Below are 18,463 nucleotides of genomic sequence, written 5' to 3'. Positions count from 1 at the left end.
CAGTGGATCATCCCTTCAATCCGCCGGCCAGCAGGTCGGCGCGCCAGAAGCGCTGCAGGACCAGGACCAGAATGATCAGCGGGATGACGGACACGGCCGAGCCCATGATGACCAGCGAGTACAGGTCGCCATCACCCGCGCCCTTGCCCATGAACGTGTACAGGCCGAGGGTGATGGGGTATTTGTCCTGGTCGGAGAGCATGATGAAGGGCAGCAGGAAGTTGTTCCAGATGCCGACGAACTGCAGCAGGAACACCGTCACCAGCCCCTGCGTCATCATGGGCAGCACGATGCCGCCGAAGATGCGGAACTCGCCGGCGCCGTCCAGGCGGGCCGCTTCCAGGGTGCTCTGGGGGACCGCGGCGTTGGCGAAGACCCGGCACAGGAAGATGCCGAACGGGTTGATGATCACCGGCAGGAGTACGGACCAGTAGGTCCCGGCCAGGCCGACGGCCGCCATGAGCAGATACTGCGGGACGGCCAGCACGATGCCGGGCACCAGCACACCGGCGAGGATCACCGAGAACAGGACCTGGCTGCCGCGGAAGCGGAACTTGGCCAGGGCATAACCGGCCATGGCCGACACCAGCGTGGACAGGACCGCGCCGAGACCGGCGTACAGCAGGGAGTTGAGCCCCCACTGCCAGAACTGGCCGTCGCCGTAGGCGCTCAGGTTGGCGAGGTTGTCGAAGAACCCGCTGCCGGGCACGAAGGAGAAGGTGGTGAACAACTCGCGCGAGGTCTTCGAGGCGGCGGCGACCACCCAGATCACGGGGGCCAGACAGTAGAGCGCGCCGAGCAGCAGCACGATCAGCGCCAGCCGCGGCCGCCGCGTCACACCCGTGCGGCGGCGCCTGCGGAACTGGCGATCGCCGGTGCGGGATATGGCGGTCATGCGTTGTCCCCGAAGGTACGGCGCTGGAAGAAGCGCAGCAGCACCATGGACAGGACCAGGATGCCCAGGGCCAGGACGACGGAGGCGGCGGCGGCCCCGCCGAGGTTGTCGTTCATGAACGCCTCTTGATAGATCTTCATCAGCGGTACCCAGGTGGAGCTGATGGTGGTCGACATAGGCCGCAGCGTGGCCGGCTCGCTGTACAACTGCAGGGTGCCGATCACCGAGAACAGGCCGGTGAGCACCAGCGCGGGCGCCACCAGGGGGATCTTGATGCGCCAGGCGATCTGCAGCTCGCCGGCCCCGTCGATGCGGGCCGCCTCGTAGATGGAGGTGGGGATGGCGCGCAGCGACGTGAAGATGATGATCATGTTGAAGCCGACGCCGGACCACAGCGCGATGTTGGCCAGCGAGAAGTACAGCGTGGGAAAGCTGAAGAAGTCCAGCGGCCCGGCGTGCAACTGCTTGGCGAGGTAGTTGAGCGGGCTGGTGCTGGGCAGGTAGAGGAAGCCCCACAGGAGGCTGGCGATGACGCCGGGCACCGCGTACGGCAGGAAGATCGCGGTACGCGTGAAGCCGCGCGCCCGCACCCTGGGGGTGTCGAGCAGCAGCGCGAACAGCAGCGCCAGGCCCAGCACGCTGGGAATGGAGATGAGGCCGTAGAGCAGCACCCGGCCGAGCCCGGCGACGTACTCGGGATCGGTGAGCGCGGCGAGATAGTTGTCGAAGCCGACGAAAGTCTGCACCCGCCGCCCGAACGCGCCGCCGCCGTCGATGCGGAAGCCGCGGAAGCTCAGGTAGATCGCGTAACCGATCGGGATGATCAGGAACAGGGTGAACAACACGATCGCGGGCGTGGCGAACAGCCACGGGGTGGCGGCGCCGCGGAAGCGGAGGCGCGGGCGCCGGCCAGCGGGGTTGGCGGGCATGAGACATCCAGGATGGGGTCGGACCGAGGGCCCCGACGGGCCCTCGGTGTCTTACTTGGTGACGGTGTAGCCGGACTTCTCCAGGTCGGCGACGACTGCCTGCTGCGTGGCCTTGTATACCTCGCGGAAGGAGCTCTTGTTGAGGGCGGCCTTGTTGAGGGCGTCTCCGAAGGCGGTCTGCGACACGTTCACGTTGGGTCCCCAGGTCACCGGGATGGTGGTGTTCTTGATCACCTGGTCGGCGACCTGGTAGAAGTCCTTCTGCTGCGGCATCAGCTTGGGCGGCTCGTGGCTCAGGGTCGCCTGGCGGCCGGCGTTGCCGCCGGGATAGATGTCGAGGGAGAGCTGCAGCTTGGAGCCCTCGTCGGAGGCGCCGAGCCAGGCGGCGAAGGCCGCGGCCTCCTTGGCGTGCTTGGACTTGGCCGGCACCAGGAAGGCGGAGCCGCCCAGGAACGGGACGGCGGGGTCACCGGCCGTCCACTGCGGCAGCGGCGCGGACTCCCACTTGCCGGCGGTGTCGGGCGCCACCGAGTGGATCACGTTGGGGGCCCAGGCGGCGGCGGCCCAGCTCAGGAGCTTGCCGTCGTTGACCTGAGCGTTCCATTCCGGCGTGAGCAGCGGCTCGACCTTGACCAGGTCCCGCTTCACGAGGTCCTCCCAGAAGTCGGCGGTCTTCAGCGACGGCTCGCTGTCGATGCCGACCTTCCAGGCCTTGCCGTCGTTGCTCCACCACTGGGCTCCGGCCTGGGCGGCCTGCGCGGCGAAGAACTCGAGCTGGGCGGCGGAGAAGCTGGCGATGTAGGCCTCGGGGTCCTTCTTGTGGATCTGCTCGGCCGCCTTGGCGTACTCGGCCCAGGTGGTGGGGACCTTGGCGCCGTACTTGTCGAACAGGTCCTTGCGGTAGGTGAACATCATCGGCCCGATGTCCTGGGGTACGCCGTAGACCTGGTTGTTGAAGGTGGTCAGGGCCCAGATGTTGGGCTCGATGCCGGACTTGACGGCGGCCACGTCGGCGGTGACGTCCTTGACGGCTCCGGCCACCACCAGGGCGGGCAGGCCGCGGTACTCCACCTGAACCACGTCGGGGGTGTCGCCGGCCTGGTCGGCGGCCAGCAGCTTGGAGGCGGTGTCGGCGGTTCCGCCGACCTCCGACAGCTTGACGGTGACGTTCGGGTTCTCCTGGTGGTACTTGTCGATGATCGCCTTGGCCCGGGGATCGTTGCCCTTGAGGTTCCAGGTCCAGACCTGGAGCGTGACCGGGCCCTTGGCGGCCTCGGTGCCCGAGGCGCCCGAGGAGGGCGTGTCGGCGGACGAGCAGGCGGCCACGCTCGCTGTCAGGGCGACCGCGAGCGCGGCGGCCATCGTCCAGCGACGGCGCGGTCGGGGGGTCGGTGGGGTCATCACGGGCTCCTCGGACGGGTGGTGCACCACGGCGGAATGCCGGGTCGTGCGTTGGGAACTAACCTGATGTTAACGTTGTCATCCTGTCAAGCCCCCTGCTCGTAACAGAGCCGACACAGCTTCGGAGTCCACCCCCGTGCCCACCTTCCGCAACCCGGTTCTGCCCGGCTGCTATCCGGACCCGTCGATCTGCCGGGCCGGCGAGGACTTCTATCTGGTCACCTCGTCCTTCGCCTACTTCCCTGGCATCCCCCTGTTCCACAGCCGGGACCTGGTGAGCTGGCGGCAGCTCACGCACGTGCTCGACCGGCCGAGCCTGCTGTCGCTGGAGGGCCTGGACGTCTCCGACGGGATCTGGGCGCCGACCATCCGCCACCACGACGGCACGTTCTACGTGGTCTCCACCCTGGCCAGGAAGCGGCAGGGCAGCGTCACCTTCGTCGTCACCGCCGACGACCCGGCCGGGCCGTGGTCGCATCCGGTGCCGCTGGAGGCCGAGGGCATCGATCCGTCGCTGTTCTTCGACGACGACGGCCGGTGCTGGTTCACCGCCTGCCGGGACGCCCGCCAGCCGACCGGCGGCGGCCCCGGTGAGCTGTGGATGCGTGAGCTCGACCTCGAGCGGCTCAAGCTCGTCGGGCCGACCCACGTGCTGTGGCACGGCGCCGTACGCGGGGCGTGGGTGGAGGCGCCCCATCTGTACAAGCGGGACGGCGTGTACTACCTGATCGCCGCCGAAGGCGGGACCGAGAGCAACCACAGCGTCACCGCGGCGCGCTCGAGCGCCGTCACCGGCCCGTACGTCACCGATCCGCGCAGCCCGTTGCTGACCCACCGGCACCGCGGCTCGGCCGAGCCCGTCCAGAACGTCGGCCACGTCGACCTGGTGGACACCCCCGACGGCGAGACCTGGGCCGTGGCGCTCGGGGTCCGGCCGATCGAGGGCACGCACACGCTGGGCCGCGAGGTGTTCCTGGTGCCCGTCGCCTGGGGCGCCCACGGGCCGGTCTTCGCCCCGGAGGCGGGTGGCGTGCGACTGTCGGAACGGTTGCCGTCGATCGCCACCGCGGGAGCGGGAGATGGCGACGCCGCAGGGCTGGGCGATGGCGCGTTCGCGGGGTCGGGTGATGGCGCCTCGGCCTGGCTGGGGGAGGGTGCCGCCGTGGTGGCGGGCCGGGTGCGTTTTGACGCGCCGGTGCCGGGCCTGGAGTGGAACAGCCTTCGGGGACCCGTTGACGACCGCGTCCGCCCCTCGGCCGACGGAGGTGGCCTCGGTCTCGTCCTCGCCGCCGAGTCGCTCGGCTCCACCGGCGTGCCCACCTTCCTCGGGCGGCGCCAGCAGCATGTCCGCTTCGACGCGCGGACGCACATCAGCTTCTCCGCCGCTCATCCGGCGGAGGAGGCCGGACTCGCCGTGTTCCAGAACCAGGACCACCACGCCACACTCGCCCTGACCGTGGACGACGGTGGGAGGGCTCAGGTGGTGCTGACCCTACGGCAGGCCGGTACGAGCACCCGCCTGGCCTCCGTACCGGTGGCGACGGGCGAGGTGGTGCTGGCGGTCGAGGGGGACGAGGCCCGTTACGCCTTTCGCCTCAAGGAGCCTGACAGCGGCCAATGGGTCAGTCTGGGCGGCGTCGAGCGGGCCTCCTTGAGCACCGAGCGGGCGGGCGGGTTCGTGGGGGTCTACCTCGGCCTGTACGCGACCAGCAACGGCCGCTCCAGCGACGCACGGGCGTACGCCCGCTGGTTCGACTACCAGCCCCAGGCCGAGCAGACCAGCGGGTCGCGGACAGCGAGCTAGCCAGCGCGCCCCGGACGGCAGGTTAGCCAGCGCGCCCCGGACGGGGGCTGGCCAGTGTCCCGGACGGGGGCAAGTAGGCGCGGCGCCAGCGTGCCCCAGACGGCGGGCCAGCTAGCGCGGCAGCCGGGGTGGTGCCGTGCTGCGCCGGACCACGAGCTCGGGGGCGATCCGCTCGGAGGAGGCCGGTTCGCCCCGCATCATGCGCAGCAACTGCTGGATGGACCGCTCGCCGAGACCGACGAAGTCCTGGCGGACCGTGGTGAGCGCGGGCACCAGGTAGGCCGCGCCGGCGATGTCGTCGAACCCGACGAGTGAGATGTCGTCGGGCACCTTGACGCCGAGTTCGGCGAAGGCGGCCAGCACCCCCATGGCCACCTGGTCGTTGCCGGCGAAGATCGCCGTCGGTAGCCCGCCCGTCCGGCGGGTGAAGAGGTAGTGGGCCAGCCGGTAGCCGCTGTTGCCGGTGAAGTCGCCCTCGAACAGCTCGCCGTGGGCCTCCGGCGTCTCGGCCAGCGCGGCCCGCCAGCCCTCGACGCGCTCCCGTGCGTCGAAGGTGCGTAGCGCGCCGGTCAGATGAACGATGTGGCGATGCCCGAGCTCCAGCAGGTGGCGTACGGCCAGCCGCGCGCCGAGCTCCTGGTCGAGTTCGACGAAGCCGACATCCGGGTTGGGCACGTTGCCGGACATGATCACCGACATGGGCACGCCGGTGACGATGTCGGCCAGGGCGTCCATCACCATGGGCCGGTCGGCGATGATCGCGATGGCCTCCACCGCCTGGTCGGTGAGCCGCTGCAGCGTCTCGGTCAGGTCTCTGGTGGTGCCGCCCTGCCAGGCGGCCAGGTTGAGCCAGTATCCGGCCCGCTGCGCGGCGGCCTGTACGCCGCGCAGGACGCGGGGCAGCTCGTACAGCTCGGCTCCGGCCAGGACCACGCCGATCGTCGAGGACCGGCGGCTCTTGAGCGCGCGGGCCACGCTGTTACGGCGGTAGCCGAGCTTCTCGATGGCGGCCTCGACCCGGGCCCGGGTCTCCGGCCGGACCGATGGGTGATCGTTCAGGACGCGGGAGACGGTGACGTGTGACACGCCGGCTTCGCGTGCCACATCCACCATGCCTGGTGCCCGGTTCATGTCCTTCACTCCAGCTTCCAGCACGACGCCCTGGCCTGCCCGGTGTCAGGTCGATCGTGTCACACCCGCCGCGCACTCCGGCCGGGCGAACGCGCACGCGAAGGTCGATGGCGTCACCCCGCCGCGCACTCCGGCCGGAGAAGGAACGGCGACGGCCTTGACGTTCCGACTCGCCCCGCCGGCTACGGCGTCGACCAGAGGGTGCCGATGATCTGCTGGAGGATCTCCGGAGTCGCCCCGGCCGGCTGCGCGTAGACGCTCAGCTGGTTCAGCAGATGGCGGTACGGCCGGACGTCGGCGTCCCTGGTGAGGTACTGGGCGTCGGCGGTCTGTTCCAGATGGACCACATCAGGCAGGTCCGCCTCGGCGAAGCGCAGGACGGTGAAGGGGTCCACCCCCTTGCCGTGAACGAAGGGCAGCACCTGGAGGGTGACGTGCGGCAGCTTGACCATCTCGTGAAGATGCTCCATCTGGGCGCGCATCGTCACGCTGTCGCCGACCTGGCGGCGCAGCACCGACTCATCCATGACCACCCATAACGTACGGGGCGTGGGTGGCAGCAGCAGTCGCTGGCGGTGCATCCGCAAGGCGACCCGGCGCTCGATCAGCTCGGCGTCGCCGCCTTCGTGGCTCTGCTCGATGACCGCTCGGGCATAGTCCTTGGTCTGCAGCAGGGCCGGGACGTGCTGGTCCTCGTAGGTGCGGATGACCGTGGCGTCCTGCTCAAGCCCGAGAAACGCCTCGAACTCGTCGGGGATCACGTCTCGGTAGTCCTGCCACCTGCCAGGAGCATTGGCCTGTACGGCCAGCGCCAGCACGATCTGGCGTTCGTCCTCGTCGACGCCGTACAGGCTGAGCAGGTCGGCCACATCACCAAGCGGGAGACCGATGCGCCCGCCTTCCAAGTTGATGATCTTGGACGCGGAGCAGCCGATGGCGGATCCCGCCTCACCGCGGGTGATTCCGTGGGCCTCGCGCAGCCGACGCAGGCGTACGCCGACCAGCATCCGCAAGGCCGTTGGCCCGGACCGTTGTCCCGTGTCGCCAGAGATTTCCGTCGAGTCGCCACTGCCCCGAGGAGTCGGCATTTATGCTCCCAATTCGGCAAATCGCCACGCCGCGATCGTCACCATCTTGTCACATGAGACAGCTGAGACACCATATTTCCTGTCAGTCCCATCCGGCTGCCCCTTCTTCACCGTGCACTTGTTCGGTTTCATCTTCGCCGAGTGCCGGCTGTCCTCGCCCGGACTTGGGGAACTGCTCCGCCACTTCCTCCGGAAATATCCAACTTTATCGTCCTTCGCGGTATAGCGCGGGTAAAGCGCGGCCACTAGGTTTCAGTGACCACGGAGGCGACATTAGAGGAGGGTTTCGTGACGGACGAATCGCCTGTGGAGGGCGCGCCGATTCCCCGGCATATCAACACATCTGTTCCGCACGCTGCACGTATGTGGAACTATTGGCTCGGCGGCAAGGACCACTATCCGGTCGACCGCCAGGCCGGCGATGAGTTCAGCAGAGACTTCCCGGAAATCGTGAGGATCGCTCAACTGTCTCGGCATCTGCTGGCCCGCATCGTCCGCTATCTGGTCCAAGAGCAGGGGATTCGTCAGTTTCTCGATATCGGCACCGGGCTGCCTACCGTGGATAACACGCACGAACTCGCGCAGCACGCGGACCCGACCAGCCGAGTGGTTTATGTGGACAACGATCCTCTCGTGCTGGTGCACGCCCAGGCCCTGCTCGTGGGCACCCGCGAAGGCGCCACCGACTACATCGAAGCGGACTTACGCGATCCGGACGCGATCTTGGCGGGCGCGTCCAAGACGCTGGACTTCAACCGCCCGGTAGCGCTCATGCTGATGGGCATCATGGGCTACGTACGTGACGACGAGGGCCCGAAGGAGATCGTGGCGAGACTGATGGAGCGCCTCGCCCCCGGCAGCTACCTGGCGTTGTGGGACGGCGTCAACCTCGTCACCGGCCAGGCGTTGGACCAGGCCCAGGAGAACTACAACGAGGGCGGCGGCGTGCCCTACAACCTGCGCGACGAGGGCCAGTTCACCGCCTTCTTCGACGGCATGGACCTCGTCGAGCCCGGCGTGGTGTCGTTGCCGCAGTGGCGCCCCGATCCCGACCCGTTCCAGGACGCCACGGAGCGGGTGGACGCGCTGTGCGGGGTGGCGCGCAAGCCGTAGCCCCTCCGGCAAGGGCGGTGAGCCGGCGGTGAGGCCGCGGTGAGCCTGCCCCCAGAAGCTTCACCCATGAAGAACACCAACGTCCTGATCTCCGGCGCCTCCGTCGCCGGCCCCGCGCTCGCCTACTGGCTGCATCGTCACGGTTTCACCCCCACGATCGTGGAGCGTGCCCCCGCGCCGCGCGAGGGCGGCTACGCCGTCGACTTCCGGGGCGAGGCGCATCTGTCGGTTCTGCGCCGCATGGGGGTCCTGGCCGACATCGAACGCGCCAGAACCGGCATGGGCTCCATGTCGTACGTCAACAGCGCGGGCAGGCCGCAGGCCCAGCTGCCCGCCGATCTGTTCTCCGGAGACGTCGAGATCCTGCGCGGCGACCTCGCCCGCATCCTCTACGACGCGACCGAGGACTACACCGAGTACATCTTCGGCGACTCCATCACCTCCCTCACCGAGGACGCCCACGGCGTGGCCGTCACCTTCGAGCGCGGCGCGACGCGCAGGTTCGACCTGGTGATCGGCGCGGACGGGCTGCACTCCAACACCCGCCGCCTGGCGTTCGGGCCGGAGGAGGGGTTCGTGAAGCACCTCGGCGTCTACTGCGCGATCTTCACCACGGCCAACCACCTCGGGCTCGATCACACCGGGCACGCCTACCGCACCGCGGGCAAGCTCGTCGCGATGTACAGCGCCCGCCACAACGCCGAGGCCAAGGCCGTCTTCTACTTCGGCTCGCCCGCCCTGGACCTCGACCGCCACGACGTGGCGCGGCAGCAGGCCGTCCTCACCGAGCAGTTCACCGGCACCGGCTGGCAGAGCGACCGGCTGCTGAACGACATGAGGCACGCGCCGGACTTCTACTTCGACTCGGTCGGCCAGGTCCACATGGACGGCTGGAGCCGCGGCCGGGTGGCCCTGATCGGCGACGCGGCGTACTGCCCCTCCTCGCTGTCGGGCATGGGCTCGGGACTCGCCCTGGTCGGCGCGTACGTCCTCGCGGGAGAACTGGCCGCCAACATGGCCCGCAAGGCCGCCGAGAACATCACGCTACGCGACTACAGTGATCTTGCCAGGCGTTGAACCGTCGTCCTGACGGGTGCTCCAGCCGGCGGTGACGCGGCCGCGGTCGGCTCCGTGCTCGCCGCCAAGGGCATCGCGTCGCTGAGCCTGCTCCTGGTGGGGGGCGTCTGGTCCGATCGCCTTCCCCGTCGGCGCGGCGGAGTCGTTCATCCGGCCCGCCTTCAACGCCATGCTGGCGTGCACGCTGACGGAAGACCAGCGCGTGTCCGGCCGGGCCCTGATCAACATCTGTACGCGCCTGGGTGTCATCGCCGGGCCCGTGATCGGCACCCTGCTGGCGAGCGGCGCCGAGATTCTCCCGTTCGTGCTGGCCGGGGTCGTCTTCGCGGGCGGCGCGGCCGTGTTCCGCCGGGTGCCGGAGCCACCGTGGACGCCGGTGAGACGCCGGTCGATGCTGGGCGAGGCGCTGCTGGGGTTCGCCGAGGCGGGGCGCCGGCCGTGGTTGTCGGCCCTGCTCCTGTTCTCCCCGGTCAGCCTGATGTTCGTGATCGCCCCGAGCCAGGTGCTCCTGCCGCTGATGAGCAGGGAGACGTTCGGGTCGTACGCGGCGTACGGCACGGCGCTCGCGTTCTACGGCGCCGGCGGTCTGATCAGCAGCGTCACGATGATGGCCGGGCAGCCGCGGCGGCCGGGCATCGTGGCCATGTGGTCGATGTCCCTGTACGCGCTGGTCCCGCTGGCGCTCCTCTTCGCCCCCTCTGTCTGGGTGCTCTTCTGCTGCTATCTCGTGGCCGGTTTCGGCGTCGAGACGTACGCCCTCACCTGGGACGTCGCGATGTACCGGGAGGTGCCCGACCATCTGATCGGGCGGATCACCTCGCTGGCCTGGCTCAGCACGTTCGGGCTCATGCCCTTCGGCCAGGCGCTGACCGGGCCGCTGACGAACCTCCTGGGCGACCACGCCGTCCTCCTGGGCGCGGCGGCGCTGGTGCTGGTGATACCGCCCTGCCTGCTCCTCGTCCGGGGGATGGCGGAGATGCGCGGAAGAAGGGACGGATGAACAGCCGCGCTCAGACCTCGGTCGCGGGATCGGTCCGGTACGCGCGCCAGAGCGTGATGTCGTAGCCGATGCCCAGGAGGGCGCCGACGATGAGGGGCGCGCCCAGGGTCACCAGGGTGCCCGTGAGCAGGGTCGTGGCGGCGAGCGGGCTGATGGACACGGCGATGCTCCGCGCCAGGCTGGTGATGCTGGCGGCGGTCGTTCGGTAGGCCGGGGGTACGACGGCGGCGGTGAAGGCCTGCCGGGCCGGTACGTCGATCTTGGAGACGGTCTGGCGGAGCAGCAGCAGCGCGACCGCGCCGCCCAGCGTCGGGGCGAACGGGATGCCGGCCAGCAGCAGGTTGGCGGCCAGGTGGGGGAGCAGCATGGCCGCCAGCAGCCCGCGCCGGGCGGCCAGCAGGGGCGCGGTGAGCTGGGCGAGGGCCGGGAGCAGGTTGGCGGCGAAGAACACCAGGCCGAGCTGCGCGGTGGTGGCCCCGTAGCGGTGGGCGAACCACCAGGCCAGCACGGCCTGGACGGCCATCCCGCCGGAGAAGGCGTCGAGGGCGAACAGCGCGGCCAGACGGCGGACCGGTCCGGGCACTCGTACCCGGGGCCCGGTCTGGCACCTCTCAAGAGACGCCGCCTCGGCGTCCGGTGAGAGGCACCAGAACAGCAACACGGTGCCGGCCGCGAGCAGCGCGTACACCGCGAAGGCGGCGTCGGCGGCCGACACCCACGGCTGGAACGACAGCGCGGCGGCGGCCAGCCCGCCCAGCGCGCCGGCCGCCATGGCGGTGACGTTGTAGCAGGTGAAGAGGAGCGTGTGCCGGACCGGGGCGCAGGTCTGGGCGAGGATGGACTGCTCCACCCCGGAGAACGGGGTGTTGTCGTTGGTGGACGGCGAGATCGTGCCGATGAAGGCGGCGGCCAGCAGGACGGGATAGGACTCACTGACCGCGAACGCGAGGCCGGCGACGGCCATCAGGCAGCCGCAGGCGATCAGCGTGCGCCGGCGTCCCCAGCGGTCGGCGAACAGGCCGAGCACCAGGCTGGCGAGCACCGAGCCGGCGGCGGCCACGGCCAGGAGCAGGCCGGTCTGCCAGGGTTCGGCGCCGTCCTGGGCGAGCAGCTCGGCCAGGAGCACGCTGGTGCATCCGTAGCCGAAGGTCCGCAGCGCCCGGGCGGCCATGATGAGCCGCCCGTTGCGCCCCACTTCGAGGAGAAAAGGGGTTCTGACCTGGGTGTTCGTCATACGGCATCATCGCGCGAGCGGCTGTGCGGCCGCGCGGCAACGCCTCTAGATCTTCCTGCGCGGGGGCCGATCATCGGAACACGCCGGTGTGGCCGAGGGAGTGGCGTCCGGGCTGGGGGTAGATGCACAGGCCGTGCGGCCCCCGGCCGACCTTGATCTTGTGGAGCAGCTTTCCGGTCGTGGTGGACAGGACATAGACCACCCCGTCGTACCTTCCGGACAGCCAGAGCTGCTTGCCGTCCGCCGACACTCCGCCCATGTCGGGCGAGCCGCCGCCTGGGATCCGCCATCGTTCGACCACCTCGCGGGTGGCGAACGAGACGACGGAGACCGTCCCCTCGCCCCTGTTGGAGACGTAGAGCCGCCGCGAGTCCCTGCTGACGTACAGGCCGTGCGCGCCCGCGCCGGTGCGCAGGAAGCCCACTCGCCGGAACGTGGCGGCGTTGATGATCCACACGCCGCCCGCCATCATGTCGGCGACGTAGAAGCGCCGGCCGTCGGGGGAGAGCTTGACGTCCTGCGGCATGTTCCCCGACCCCACACCGATCACCTTCTTCACGCGGGGGCTCGCCCAGTCGATGGCCACGATCTGGCCGGAGAACTCGCAGCTGGCCAGGAAGACGGATCCGTCGGCGGTGAAGTCGCCGTGGTTGATGCCCCTGCAGGGCATCTCGAGGGAACGGATCAGGCGCATCGTGTGCGGGTCGCGGAAGTCGAGGCGGTTGTTGCGCTCGGCCATGACCAGGGCGTACGAGCCGTCGGGGGTGAAGTACAGGTTGTACGGATCGTCCACGGGCACCGGCTTGCCGGGGCGGCCCGTGACCGGGTTGATGGGGACGAGCCGGTTGCCCTGGTTCTCGTTGATCCACAGCGTCTTCAGGTCCCAGGAGGGCACGACGTGCTGCGGCAGGGCGCCGACCCGGAAGCGGCGCACCACCCGGTAGGTCCGCGGGTCGATGACGTCCACCGTGTCCGACTCGCTGTTGGGGACGTACACGCGAGGGGTGAGCTTCTCGACCCGCGGGCTCAGCATCCCCGGCCGGTCGTGGGCGTAGACGTCGGTCCTGTGCGCGGCTACCGGCGTGTGCCGGTGCGGGCGCGGCTTCAGCGGCAGCGGCTTCGGCGGTGGCGCGGCGGCGTGGCCGGCCACCTTGGGAGCGGGGGGCGAACCGCAGGAAGCGGCGGCGACGGCGACCGCTCCCAGCATGATCGTCATCCTCGGCAGTCGCATGCGCCACAGCCTAGGAAGGCGTTCGGCAGCGCCTGTCGAGGTCTGGGTCAGAGTTGCGTCAGGAAATCACGGTGACCGTCGCCCGCCCGCGGGGATAGTCGGAACATGCTGGAAGTAGCGCTCGAAGAGGCAAGGAAGGGATTCGCCGAGGGCGGCGTACCGGTCGGGGCGGCGCTGTTCGCGGCGGACGGCACGCTGCTGGGCCGGGGCCGCAACCGCAGGGTCCAGGACGGCGACCCGTCGGTGCACGGCGAGACCGCCGCGTTCCGCGACGCCGGGCGGCAGCCCACCTACCGGGGCACGACCATGGTGACCACGCTGTCGCCCTGCTGGTACTGCAGCGGCCTGATCCGCCAGTTCGGCATCCCGCGTCTCGTCGTGGGGGAGTGCCGGACCTTCATGGGGCAGCACGAATGGCTCGCCCGGCACGGCGTGGAGGTGGTGGTGCTCGACTCCCAGGAATGCGTCGACCTCATGACCGCCTTCATCGCCGCCCATCCCGCGCTGTGGAATGAGGACATCGGGAAATGAGCCCCATCCCCGACCGCCGGGCCTGGCAGGCTGGCGGCCATGGGATTCGGGGTTCGTCAGTTCGAGCTGACCTTGATGCATCGGATGCGTGATCTCAACGCCGAGAGGGTGGAGGACGCGCTCATGGACATGGGCGCGTCCCGGGCCGAGCTTCGCGCCGCGCACACGCAATGGACGAAAATGGCCCACTCCGTCCGTACCAGGAAGGGCCTGGCCGCGTTGCGGACGATGCTCGGCCCGCCGCCGTACGAGGGCACGACCCCGGTCGGGAGCCTGACCTGCCGCGTGGCCCGGTGGGCGCTGCCGTCCTGGCCGGACCTGGAGTTCGAGGTGCTGCTCGGGCCCGATGGCGCGATATGGAACCAGTGGTTCGTCCGTCCCCACGGCGACAAGGCGCTGGCCTTCGTGGACCTGGTTCCGTGGGGGTGCGTCGTCGGCGACGTCGTGAGGAGTTTCCCGGGGGCCGCCCAGGGCGAGGGCTCGGCGCCGCAGCATTGGGTGGTCGACTTCGCCCACGAGGGCACGGACTACCGGGCCCGTTTCGTGTACGGCCTGTTCCAGCGGCTCGACCGGGCCTGACCGGGGCGCGGCGACTCGCGCGGCCGTCGGCCGCAGGTGGCAGCGTAAGAACCTCTTCGGCTACGCCCACAGATGACCGGGCTCGACCGCTTCCTCCGGATCCGGGCGTTCGGCGATCCTGGACCCGTGGACGGCGACCGCCGGGAGGCATGAGCGATGATGTCCGCACATACATGAGCGAGCGGGGAAGGAGGTGGCCGTGAGCGAAACCGGACGCCGGCTGCCCGCGCGGGCCTCAGCGGTCGTCATCGGGGGTGGCGCCATGGGCGTCAGCTCGGCCTACGCGCTGGCCGCGGCCGGAGTCACCGACGTGGTCCTGGTCGACAAGGGGCCGCTGGGCTCCGGCTCGACCTCCAAGGCCGCCGGGGGAGTGCGGGCGCAGTTCTCCGACCGGGTCAACGTCGAGCTCGCCGTACGCAGCCTGGAGACGTTCGACACCTTCGCCGCCCGGTTCGGGCAGGAGATCGACCTGCACAAGGTGGGCTACCTGTTCCTGCTCGACTCGCCCGAGTCCGTGGCGGAGTTCGAGAAGAACGTGGCGATCCAGAACGACCTCGGCGTGCCCAGCAGGATGATCTCGGTGCGCGAGGCCGCGGAGCTGTCGCCGCTGATCGACACCGACGGTCTGCTCGCCGCCGCCTACTCGCCCACCGACGGCCACTGCACGCCCGAGTCCGTGGTGCTCGGCTACGCGGGCGCGGCCCGCCGGCTCGGCGCGCGGCTGCTGCCGAACTGCGCCGCGACCGGCATCGAGACGGTGGACGGCCGCATCGTCGCCGTCCGGACCGAGGGCGGCCGGATCGAGACCGACACCGTGATCTGCGCGGCCGGCGCCTGGTCACGCCCCATTGGCGACTGGGTGGGCGTCGATCTGCCGGTGAGTCCGCTGCGCAGGCAGATCCTGATCACCGAGCCGATCCCTGACCTGCCGCCCACGGCGTTCACCATCGACTTCGGCAGCACGTTCTACTTCCACCGCGAAGGTCCCGGCCTGCTGCTGGGCATGTCCGATCCGGACGAGACGCCGGGGTTCAAGTTCGACCGGTCCGACGCCTGGCTGCCGAGGCTGGGCGAGGCCATGACCCGCCGCGCCCCGGCCCTGCTGGAGACCGGCATCGCCACCGGATGGGCCGGCCTGTACGAGGTGACGCCGGACCACAACGCGCTCATCGGGACCGCCCCCAACGTGGACAGGTTCATCTACGCCACCGGTTTCTCCGGCCATGGCTTCCTGATGAGCCCGGCCGTCGGCGAGGTGGTCCGCGATCTCTATCTGGACCGGCCGCCGTTCGTCGACGTCACCGGCTTCGACGCGAGCCGCTTCGCCCTGGCCGGGGCCAGGCCGGAGCTCAACATCGTCTGAACGGCGGCACACTGTACGGGCGGGCGGCGGACGTCGAGCAGGGAGACCGGGCCCCTAAGCTGGCCACATGGGTATGGTCGGGACGGTCGGGCTGGTGCTGCATCCACGGCGCGACTCCAAAGAGGCGATCGACACCATTCTGCGCTGGGCCGCCGGCCGGGGCGTCACCGTCATGGGGCTCCCGGAGGAGGTCGGCCGGATCGACTGCAGCGCCGTGCCGGTCGACGTCGACACGCTGATCGAGCGGGCCGATCTGCTGGTGAGCCTCGGCGGCGACGGGACGATGCTGCGCACCATGCGGCTCATCGCCGGGCGGAAGACGCCGGTGCTGGGGGTGAACCTGGGGCGGCTGGGGTTCCTGGCCGAGATCGACATCGCGGAGTTGCCCGCCACGCTGTCCGCCATCGACGGGCACCGCTACACGATCGAGCCGCGCATGGCCGTGCGGACCAAGCTCGACGGGGCCGAGGAGCTGATCGCCTTCAACGACATCGCCCTGGTGCGCATCCCGGGCGATGGCATGGCCGCCGTCTCGGTCATGCCAGGTGACGATCCGTTCGTCCGCTACGCGGCCGACGCGGTGATCGTGGCCACGACCACGGGGTCCACCGCCTACAGCTTCGCCGCGGGCGGGCCGATCGTGTCGCCCCGGGTGGCGGCGCTGCTGGTGGTGCCCGCCGCCGCCCACTCGTCGTTCAACCGGGCACTGGTCCTGCCCGCCGACGAGGAGGTGACGCTGGAGCTGCTGCCCACGAGCGGGCGGCTGGCGGTGGAGGTGGACGGGGCGGTGCTGGGGCATCTGTGTCCCGGTGACCGTGTGACAGTGGCCGCCCTGCCGGACGCGGCCAACGTGGTGCGGATGGGGACGACGTTCTACGAGCGGGCCCGGCGCAAGCTGCGGGTGGACGGCAGCGCCGAGGTCGACTGACCATGGATAGGGCGCGTTCGGCAGGGTAGGCGCCGAGGTATGGCGACGCTGGTGGGCACGTCCGGGTGGCAGTACAAAGACTGGCGCGGCATCCTCTATCCGCAGGGGGTCCCGCAGCGCCTCTGGCTGGAGACGTACACCGAGACGTTCCCCACCGTCGAGAGCAACAACGCCTTCTACCGCCTGCCCGCACCCGAGTCCTTCGCCGGCTGGCGGGACCGCACGCCCGACGGGTTCGTGATGGCCGTCAAGGCCAGCAGGTTCCTCACCCACATCAAGCGGCTGGCCGATCCGGAGGAGCCGGTGGAGCGGCTGATGAACGCCGCCTCGACGCTCAAGGACAAGCTCGGCCCGATCCTCGTGCAGCTGCCGCCGACCCTGAAGGCCGATCCGGAGCGGCTCGCCCGCTGCCTGGACTGCTTCCCGAAGCACGTGCGTGTCGCGGTCGAGCCCCGGCACCCGTCGTGGTGGACGGACGAGGTCCGCGAGATCCTGGCGGCCCGCGACGCCGCCCTGTGCTGGGCCGACCGGCTCGGCAGGCCGGTGAGCCCGTTGTGGCGCACCGCCGGCTGGGGATACGTGCGGCTGCACGAGGGGCGGGCCACCCCGTGGCCGTCGTACGGCGACACGGCGCTGAAGACCTGGGCCAAGCGGGTCAAAGAGGCCGGTTGGCGCGACGCCTACGTCTACTTCAACAACGATCCTGGGGGAGCGGCCGTGCGGAACGCGATCCGCTTTGCCAAACTCGTCTAGTGCATACCCGCCTTTATCGAAACGGTGTCCTGGAGAAGGAGGGCTTCCCCGTCGAGGAAGTCTCCGACTACGTGGAGGACGAGGCGAACACCGTCTGGTTCGACCTGTGCTCGCCGACGCCGGAGGACCTCGCCGTGGTCGGCGAGGAGCTCGGCCTGCACGAGCTCGCCGTCGAGGACGTGCTGTCCGACCACCAGCGCCCGAAGCTGGACATCTACCAGAACCACCTGTTCATCACCGTCTACGGGGTGCACTTCGACGACGGGCGTCTCGACCCGGTCGAGGTCAACGCCTTCGTGACGAAGAACGCGCTGGTCACCGTCCGCGAGAGCGACCACTTCGACATCGGCGAGGTGGTCAAACGCTGGGACGCCGCCAAGCGGCTGGCCGGCCACGGGGTGGCGTTCCTGCTGCACGGCCTGCTCGACTACGTGGTCGACGGGCAGTTCGATCTCGTCCAGGAGTTCGACGCCAGGGTGGAGAACCTGGAGGACCTGCTGTTCGAGGAGGCGCCGATCGACGGCAGGCAGCTGCAGCGGACCATGTACGACCTGCGGAAGAACATGGCCGCCTTCCGCAAGATCACCATGCCGATGCGCGAGGTCGTCGGCACCCTGCTCCGCCGCGACCAGGAGCTGGTCGCCGACCCGGTCATGACCCCCTACTACGAGGACGTCTACGACCACGTGGTGCGCGTGACGGAGTGGACCGAGTCGCTGCGCGATCTGCTGGCCAACATGCGGGAGACGCGCCTGGCCCAGCAGGGTTTCCGGCTGAACGAGATCATGAAGCGGGTCACCAGCTGGGCGGCGATCATCGCGGTGCCGACCGCGATCACCGGCTTCTACGGCATGAACGTGCCCTACCCGGGTTCGAGTCAGCCCTGGGGCGTCTGGGTGGCGTCGGCGCTGGTGGCCGTGGCCTCGGTGGCGCTGTACGCGATCTTCAAGAAGAAGGACTGGCTGTAGTCGCGGGGGCAGGGCCCGCCCCGGCCGTCGAGCGCGAGCCGCACCGTCAGCCGTACCTGCGCGGCTCCCGAGGCCGGATAGAGGGGCAGGCAGCGCCCGCCCGCGATCAGCGTCCGGCGCCCGATCGGGGTGGCGATCAGCGGCAGGTCGTCGTAGGTCGCGGGGGCGGCCAGGCGGAGCGTCCAGAGGCCCGCCGCGTGGCCCCGCTCGCCGTCCAGCGCGTAGTAGTCGAGCACGCCGCCGCTGGTCGAGACCACGGCCCGCATGGTGAAACGGCGCTCTTGGACGGTGAACACCTCCGCCGACGGGGCGTGGTAGATCGAATGGATGTAGCCGATCGCGAACACGCCGGACGGAGGCAGGAGCAGCCCGTATACGGCCGGGCGCCCCGCGCCGGAGGCGCCGGCCGCCAGCAGCGTCACCAGCGCGAGGGCGCGG

Annotated in this window: 18 protein-coding genes; 10 read left to right on the top strand and 8 right to left on the bottom strand. The window is 70.0% G+C overall.

The window, feature by feature from the left end; translation table 11 throughout:
* Positions 1-7 precede the first annotated feature (7 nt).
* Genes AB0B61_RS18765 through AB0B61_RS18755 form a run of 3 tightly spaced genes read right to left on the bottom strand, consistent with a single transcriptional unit; the run spans position 8 to position 3,225 of the window.
* Positions 8-895 (bottom strand): carbohydrate ABC transporter permease, encoded by an 888-nt coding sequence (locus AB0B61_RS18765; RefSeq protein WP_358432983.1) that lies wholly within the window; start codon positions 893-895, stop codon positions 8-10.
* The gene (locus AB0B61_RS18760) at positions 892-1,824 is read right to left on the bottom strand and encodes a sugar ABC transporter permease (protein ID WP_358432981.1); all 933 of its coding nucleotides are present in this window, start codon (positions 1,822-1,824) and stop codon (positions 892-894) included. The genes AB0B61_RS18765 and AB0B61_RS18760 overlap by 4 nt, the downstream gene beginning before the upstream one ends.
* Positions 1,825-1,875: 51 nt before the next feature.
* Positions 1,876-3,225 carry an extracellular solute-binding protein gene (locus AB0B61_RS18755; RefSeq protein ID WP_358432979.1) on the bottom strand — a complete coding sequence of 450 codons (1,350 nt, stop codon included), beginning with the start codon at positions 3,223-3,225 and terminating at the stop codon, positions 1,876-1,878.
* A gap of 136 nt (positions 3,226-3,361) precedes the next feature.
* Here AB0B61_RS18755 and AB0B61_RS18750 point away from each other — a divergent pair, with 136 nt between their 5' ends.
* Positions 3,362-5,029: a glycoside hydrolase family 43 protein gene (locus AB0B61_RS18750; RefSeq protein WP_358432977.1), complete on the top strand. Its 1,668-nt coding sequence runs from the start codon at positions 3,362-3,364 to the stop codon at positions 5,027-5,029.
* Positions 5,030-5,140: 111 nt separating this feature from the next.
* Here the strand turns inward: AB0B61_RS18750 and AB0B61_RS18745 are convergent, their stop codons facing one another.
* Together AB0B61_RS18745 and AB0B61_RS18740 are read right to left on the bottom strand one after the other, a co-directional pair.
* Positions 5,141-6,160, bottom strand: a complete 1,020-nt coding sequence (locus AB0B61_RS18745) for a LacI family DNA-binding transcriptional regulator (protein ID WP_358432975.1) — start codon at positions 6,158-6,160, stop codon at positions 5,141-5,143.
* Positions 6,161-6,342: 182 nt separating this feature from the next.
* The gene (locus tag AB0B61_RS18740; protein ID WP_358432973.1) at positions 6,343-7,248 is read right to left on the bottom strand and encodes a helix-turn-helix transcriptional regulator; all 906 of its coding nucleotides are present in this window, start codon (positions 7,246-7,248) and stop codon (positions 6,343-6,345) included.
* A gap of 288 nt (positions 7,249-7,536) precedes the next feature.
* Between AB0B61_RS18740 and AB0B61_RS18735 the strand changes: the two genes are divergently transcribed.
* The 3 genes from AB0B61_RS18735 to AB0B61_RS18725 all read left to right on the top strand — a co-directional run bounded on the left by AB0B61_RS18735 (position 7,537) and on the right by AB0B61_RS18725 (position 10,438).
* On the top strand, positions 7,537-8,361 hold the full coding sequence (locus AB0B61_RS18735; protein ID WP_358432971.1) for an SAM-dependent methyltransferase: 825 nt from the start codon (positions 7,537-7,539) through the stop codon (positions 8,359-8,361).
* 66 nt (positions 8,362-8,427) lie between these two features.
* Positions 8,428-9,438 (top strand): FAD-dependent monooxygenase, encoded by a 1,011-nt coding sequence (locus AB0B61_RS18730; RefSeq protein ID WP_358432969.1) that lies wholly within the window; start codon positions 8,428-8,430, stop codon positions 9,436-9,438.
* A 115-nt stretch (positions 9,439-9,553) separates the two neighbouring features.
* Positions 9,554-10,438 (top strand): MFS transporter, encoded by an 885-nt coding sequence (locus AB0B61_RS18725; RefSeq protein ID WP_358433089.1) that lies wholly within the window; start codon positions 9,554-9,556, stop codon positions 10,436-10,438.
* Between the two features lie 10 nt (positions 10,439-10,448).
* Here AB0B61_RS18725 and AB0B61_RS18720 read toward each other — a convergent pair whose 3' ends face one another.
* Together AB0B61_RS18720 and AB0B61_RS18715 are read right to left on the bottom strand one after the other, a co-directional pair.
* Complete coding sequence (locus AB0B61_RS18720; RefSeq protein WP_358432967.1) at positions 10,449-11,672, bottom strand: MFS transporter; 1,224 nt, start codon at positions 11,670-11,672, stop codon at positions 10,449-10,451.
* A 70-nt stretch (positions 11,673-11,742) separates the two neighbouring features.
* Positions 11,743-12,903 carry a YncE family protein gene (locus tag AB0B61_RS18715; RefSeq protein WP_358432965.1) on the bottom strand — a complete coding sequence of 387 codons (1,161 nt, stop codon included), beginning with the start codon at positions 12,901-12,903 and terminating at the stop codon, positions 11,743-11,745.
* Positions 12,904-13,008: 105 nt separating this feature from the next.
* Between AB0B61_RS18715 and AB0B61_RS18710 the strand changes: the two genes are divergently transcribed.
* The 6 genes from AB0B61_RS18710 to AB0B61_RS18685 all read left to right on the top strand — a co-directional run bounded on the left by AB0B61_RS18710 (position 13,009) and on the right by AB0B61_RS18685 (position 18,025).
* Positions 13,009-13,434: a nucleoside deaminase gene (locus tag AB0B61_RS18710; RefSeq protein WP_358432963.1), complete on the top strand. Its 426-nt coding sequence runs from the start codon at positions 13,009-13,011 to the stop codon at positions 13,432-13,434.
* Positions 13,435-13,473: 39 nt separating this feature from the next.
* Positions 13,474-14,013, top strand: coding sequence for a hypothetical protein (locus AB0B61_RS18705; RefSeq protein WP_358432961.1), 540 nt, complete (start codon positions 13,474-13,476; stop codon positions 14,011-14,013).
* A gap of 199 nt (positions 14,014-14,212) precedes the next feature.
* Positions 14,213-15,376: an FAD-binding oxidoreductase gene (locus tag AB0B61_RS18700; protein WP_358432959.1), complete on the top strand. Its 1,164-nt coding sequence runs from the start codon at positions 14,213-14,215 to the stop codon at positions 15,374-15,376.
* Between the two features lie 67 nt (positions 15,377-15,443).
* A complete protein-coding gene (locus tag AB0B61_RS18695) occupies positions 15,444-16,304 on the top strand; it encodes an NAD(+)/NADH kinase (RefSeq protein ID WP_358432957.1) in 861 nt (286 codons plus the stop codon).
* A gap of 39 nt (positions 16,305-16,343) precedes the next feature.
* A complete protein-coding gene (locus AB0B61_RS18690; RefSeq protein WP_358432955.1) occupies positions 16,344-17,057 on the top strand; it encodes a DUF72 domain-containing protein in 714 nt (237 codons plus the stop codon).
* Positions 17,057-18,025, top strand: coding sequence for a magnesium transporter CorA family protein (locus AB0B61_RS18685; RefSeq protein ID WP_358432953.1), 969 nt, complete (start codon positions 17,057-17,059; stop codon positions 18,023-18,025). The genes AB0B61_RS18690 and AB0B61_RS18685 overlap by 1 nt, the downstream gene beginning before the upstream one ends.
* Here AB0B61_RS18685 and AB0B61_RS18680 read toward each other — a convergent pair.
* Entirely contained in the window at positions 17,935-18,447 is a 513-nt protein-coding gene (locus AB0B61_RS18680) for a DUF1850 domain-containing protein (protein WP_358432951.1), read from the bottom strand. The two genes, AB0B61_RS18685 and AB0B61_RS18680, sit on opposite strands and share 91 nt — an antisense overlap.
* Positions 18,448-18,463 lie beyond the last annotated feature (16 nt).

This window comes from Nonomuraea sp. NPDC049158 (assembly GCF_040648335.1).
In the GTDB taxonomy this organism is placed as follows: Bacteria; Actinomycetota; Actinomycetes; order Streptosporangiales; family Streptosporangiaceae; genus Nonomuraea.
Note: the sequence above shows the minus strand (reverse complement) of the source record. Positions and strands in the feature narration are given on the sequence as shown.